Here is a 4549-nt window from a genome sequence, read left to right on the forward strand (position 1 = left end):
GATGAGGAATTAAATTCTAAAATATTGCCCACATTTAAACCAATACCAAATATAAACACCCAGGCTTTGGGTGGCGCTTCTTCTTCGGCAACATTCCGCAATTCTTCATCAAAAAGTTTGTGCGTTATTAAATTGCTGTCGTATTTATTGTATTGTACAGAATCAACTAATGTTTTTACAACCTTTGCTTTTGTAACGGTATTATTTTTACCAATAAAAGCATACGTATATGTTTTGCCTTTTGCATTTAATACTTTGCATCTTATTGTAGTGCTGTCTTTTTTAAATATTTTATCTCTTTGCGCCAATGCATTACCTGCTGTACATAAAAAAATAAAAAGCAGTAAATGCTGTATGCTAAAAAATATTTTTGGGGTATTTTTTTTCATGCTGGTTTAAGAGGGAAATAAAAAGAGAGAATTGATTTTATTGGTATAAAAAAACAGGAAGTAAAAATTTACTTCCTGTTGTAATAATTATTTGTTAGTAGCGCCGGTGCCTTTGGTATTAATAGCATGGCAAACACCATCTTGGATAGATAACATAAAATGGCATGTACTGTAAGATTTTCCGCTTGACTGGTTTGTTGCTCCCCAGCTCCACGAAACTATCATTTCGTAATCACCATCGGGGCTATCGGTTGGCACAGTAAATTCGCCATCTTCAACAGGTATTTTTTTTATCGCTTCTTTTTTATCCCATGATGGCTGTATCCATTGATAAGTAACTTTGCTAAAATTAATTGACGAAGCTTCTGCAGTTCTTTTGCCAGTTGCCTGTCCGCTTGCTGCATCACGTGGGCTTGTTATTTCAGTTACTGTATTATCCGTTGAGCTTACAGAAAACCTAAAAGGTTTGTGCTGCCTTTTTCCTGTTGCCTGTCCGCTTGCGGCATCTCTTGGACTTTTAACTTCGTTAGTAAAAGAAATATCACAACCTGTTGGCGTGCTGCTGATGCGGCACTTTACGTTCTTTTTTAAGTCGTAGCCTGCGGTTTTTGCTGCGGCGCCGTCTTGTGCAATCAGTTGGTTGGTAAAACTGGTAGCCGCAATAAAAGCAGCTGCAATAAAAATTTGTTTTTTCATTTGTTTAGGTTTTATTGTAATTGATTATGTTATTCCTGGCAGGTTACAAGCAAACTTTTGTTTGCTTTTTATTTGGTTTTAATCAAAAAAAAATTAAGATTTTTCTATGCTGAAAGAAGATGCTTCCTGCGTTACATTTTCGGTTATCGGTTTTCCATCAGCAGCAATGGCTTCTACGGTCCATATAAAATCGCACAAATAAGGAGGTTTGCATGGGCCGGTGCAAATACCACTTACGGCAGCTTGTGTAACATCCATTACATCTTTTGTTACAATTGGCTTATTAGTCCTCATGGCCTGTGTGCTATTTTGCCCCTGCATCAGTTGCCAAACCTTAAGCCTGTAGGTTACTCCTTCTTTTGGTTTAGGTACTACTGGTGTCCATCTAAAGGTAATGGTATTTTTTATTTCACTGGCAGTAAACTGTTTGCTGTTGGCCGGTACCTGTAATTTTATTACAGCCGTGCCATTTTCATTGGTTTGATTACTTTTTGTTTTGGTTTTTAAAGCCTCGTTAGTGGTAACCTGTGCTGATACACTGGTGGCAGCAATAAAAGCTGCTGCAATAAAAATTTGTCTTTTCATTTTTTAGATTTTGGGTTTGCCCGCTGTTTCGGTTTTGGGCTTGACCGGTTTTATGGGGAAGAATTAATTTTTTTGGGGTTGATAAGGTAATTGCTCCTCAAAGATGTTTACAGTTTTTTGTTTTACCCTTCTTATATATTCGGTTTTTAACTGTTAATTTTTCAATATTTACTTTATTCGTACAGTATAACGCAAAATTAGAAGCTGTAGTATCAAAATAAATTGCCACCGCCTTTTGAGCCAGGCGCTTTTTATCCCAAAAATCCCCCAAAGGGTTAAATACTAAATTGTTAATATTATCTTGGCTTCATTAGTGCCAATCTTTTATCTTTGGAGATATAATTTATACATTTTATGAAGTTCATCGTTTCTTCTTCGGCTTTGCTGAAACAACTGCAACAAATTAGTGGTGTTATTAATGCCAACACCGTGTTACCCATACTGGAAGATTTTTTGTTTGAAATTGAAAAGAACAAGCTTACTGTAGTGGCCACCGATTTAGAAACGGTAATGAAAGTGCATTTGGATATTGAAGCTAAAGACAGCGGCAAAGTGTGCATACCTGCAAAAATTTTAATGGACTCATTAAAAAATATTCCTGAGCAGCCGTTAACATTTACCATAGATAAAAACTTTGGTGTAGAACTTACTAGCGATAATGGTAAGTATAAAGTAATGGGCGAAAACCCCGATAATTTTCCTAAAGAACCTACAGCCGATGATTCTAATGCTTTTACTATGACGAGTACCGCATTGGTTACAGCTATAAACAAAGCTATTTTTGCGGTAAGCAACGATGATTTACGCCCAGCAATGACAGGTGTATTTTTTGAGCTAGATAAAAAAGGAATTACGTTTGTAGCAACAGATGCTCACCGTTTGGTACGTTATACAAGAACGGATGTAAGCTGCCCACAAAAAGATAGCTTTATTGTACCTAAAAAACCATTAAGCCTTTTAAAAAGTAGCTTACCCGATAATGAAGATGAATTAAATATTAGCTATAACAGTAATCATTTATTTGTAAAACATGGCGGTACCGAATTGGTTTGCCGATTAATTGATGCCAGATTCCCAGATTATAAAGTGGTAATACCAGTGGATAATCCGTATAAAATGACGGTAAATAAAAACGATTTTCAAAATGCATTACGCCGTGTAAGTGTGTTTAGCAATAAAAGCACCAACCAAGTGGCATTAAGCATTACAGGCAGCGAATTACAATTAGCAGCACAAGATGTTGATTTTAGTTTTGAAGGAAACGAACGTATGAAATGCCAATACGATGGCGAAGATTTGCAAATTGCTTTTAATGCAAAGTTTTTAATTGAAATGCTTAGCGGTGCCGATACTGCCGAAATAAATATGGAACTTAGCACCCCTACAAAAGCAGGAATTATAAAACCAACAGAGCAAGATGAAAATGAAGAATTACTAATGTTGGTAATGCCGTTAATGTTAAATAACTAACCCAACTGTATATAAAGATTGATCAAAAACCTCTACATTTTTGCGGAGGTTTTTTATTGTATCAATTTGCACAATGCTACCTTTGATAGAAATAATTTAACGAAATAAATATATGAAATTAGTTACCTACCTAAAAGATAATCACCCACAATTAGCATTTTTAGTAAACGGTGTTTTATACGATATCGATACGGTGAATAATGAATTGCCTAATACTATGGCTATGTTTTTAAATTTTTGGGATGAGTATATGCCCATAGCTATGTCTGCCGAAAAACAAATAAAGGAAGGTACTATGGGCAAAAGAGCTGCAACATTTAATTACAATGAAGCTGAAATAATGGCTCCAGTGCCATTTCCTACTAGTTGTAGAGATGGATATGCATTTAGGCAACATGTGGCTGCGGCTAGGCGTAATCGTAAAGTAGATATGATTGCAGAGTTTGACCAATACCCGATTTTTTATTTTACCAATCACAATAGTATACAAGGGCCTGGTAATATTGTTTGTATGCCAGATCATTTTAAAAAATTAGATTTTGAATTAGAGGCTGCCATTGTAATTTGCAAAGGAGGCAGAAATTTAAAAGCTGCCGAAGCTGATGAATATATTGGTGGCTTAATGATAATGAATGACATGAGTGCCAGAACATTGCAAATGGAAGAAATGCTATTAAACCTTGGCCCAGCAAAAGGAAAAGATTTTAGTACTGTAATTGGCCCAATGTTGGTAACATTAGATGAGTTGCAAAAGTTTGAAGTACCCTGCAAACCAAACCATACAGGTAAAGCATGGAATTTAAATATGAAATGTTGGGTAAATGGCGTACAAGTTAGCCAAGGCAATGTTGCAGATATGGATTGGACATTTGCCGAAATTATTGAAAGGGCAAGCTATGGTGTAAACTTATTTGCTGGTGATGTTATTGGAAGTGGTACAGTAGGTACTGGTTGCTTTTTAGAATTAAATGGAACAGGCAAACTAAATGATGTAAATTATCAAGAACAATGGTTACAAGAAGGAGATGTGGTTGAAATGGAAATAGATGGATTAGGTAAATTAAGTAATACAATTGTGAAGGACGAAAGCAATTTTAGTATTTTAAGTTTGAAGAAAGGTTAACCGCAGAGGCGGAGAGACGCAGAGGGTTTTTTGTTTTTCGCTAGGACTCTACGCCTGTGCGGCAAAATATAATAAAAAAATATGACTCAAGAAAGGTACAAGGAATTAGGGCCATTATTTTAGATTCCTGCATTGTAGTTCATAGAGAGTTAGGGCCTGGGTTATTAGAATCTGTTTATGTATTTGCCCTACTAAAAGAATTTGAAATAAGAAACATTAGAGCGATAGCTAAAATCGCCTTGCCTCTATTTTACAAAGGGTATGATACTGGAAAATATTATGAAAT

At 35.6% G+C, this 4549-nt stretch carries 6 protein-coding genes; 3 read left to right on the plus strand and 3 right to left on the minus strand.

Going from position 1 to position 4549, the window contains the following annotated elements:
• The 3 genes from ACY65O_RS04620 to ACY65O_RS04630 all read right to left on the minus strand — a co-directional run.
• On the minus strand, positions 1 to 389 hold a 389-nt coding region (locus tag ACY65O_RS04620; RefSeq protein WP_462219675.1), incomplete at its 3' end, for a hypothetical protein.
• A gap of 87 nt (positions 390 to 476) precedes the next feature.
• Positions 477 to 1085 (minus strand): hypothetical protein, encoded by a 609-nt coding sequence (locus tag ACY65O_RS04625; protein WP_462219676.1) that lies wholly within the window; start codon positions 1083 to 1085, stop codon positions 477 to 479.
• A gap of 93 nt (positions 1086 to 1178) precedes the next feature.
• On the minus strand, positions 1179 to 1670 hold the full coding sequence (locus ACY65O_RS04630) for a hypothetical protein (protein WP_462219677.1): 492 nt from the start codon (positions 1668 to 1670) through the stop codon (positions 1179 to 1181).
• A 354-nt stretch (positions 1671 to 2024) separates the two neighbouring features.
• Between ACY65O_RS04630 and dnaN the strand changes: the two genes are divergently transcribed.
• The 3 genes from dnaN to ACY65O_RS04645 form a co-directional block, all read left to right on the plus strand.
• On the plus strand, positions 2025 to 3140 hold the full coding sequence (gene dnaN, locus ACY65O_RS04635) for a DNA polymerase III subunit beta (RefSeq protein WP_462219678.1): 1116 nt from the start codon (positions 2025 to 2027) through the stop codon (positions 3138 to 3140).
• A gap of 112 nt (positions 3141 to 3252) precedes the next feature.
• Entirely contained in the window at positions 3253 to 4263 is a 1011-nt protein-coding gene (locus ACY65O_RS04640; protein ID WP_462219679.1) for a fumarylacetoacetate hydrolase family protein, read from the plus strand.
• Positions 4264 to 4319: 56 nt separating this feature from the next.
• Positions 4320 to 4549, plus strand: a 230-nt coding sequence (locus tag ACY65O_RS04645; RefSeq protein WP_462219680.1) for a GxxExxY protein, incomplete at its 3' end; no start/stop codon positions are given.

It is taken from the genome of Ferruginibacter sp. (genome assembly GCF_031430955.1).
In the GTDB taxonomy this organism is placed as follows: Bacteria; Bacteroidota; Bacteroidia; order Chitinophagales; family Chitinophagaceae; genus Ferruginibacter.

What these genes read in the sequence shown, in the direction of transcription:
- ACY65O_RS04640 (WP_462219679.1), top strand. Translation starts at nt 3,253, where the DNA reads ATGAAATTAGTTACCTACCTAAAAGATAATCACCCACAATTAGCATTT.
- ACY65O_RS04625 (WP_462219676.1), bottom strand. Translation starts at nt 1,085, where the DNA reads ATGAAAAAACAAATTTTTATTGCAGCTGCTTTTATTGCGGCTACCAGT.
- ACY65O_RS04630 (WP_462219677.1), bottom strand. Translation starts at nt 1,670, where the DNA reads ATGAAAAGACAAATTTTTATTGCAGCAGCTTTTATTGCTGCCACCAGT.
- dnaN (WP_462219678.1), top strand. Translation starts at nt 2,025, where the DNA reads ATGAAGTTCATCGTTTCTTCTTCGGCTTTGCTGAAACAACTGCAACAA.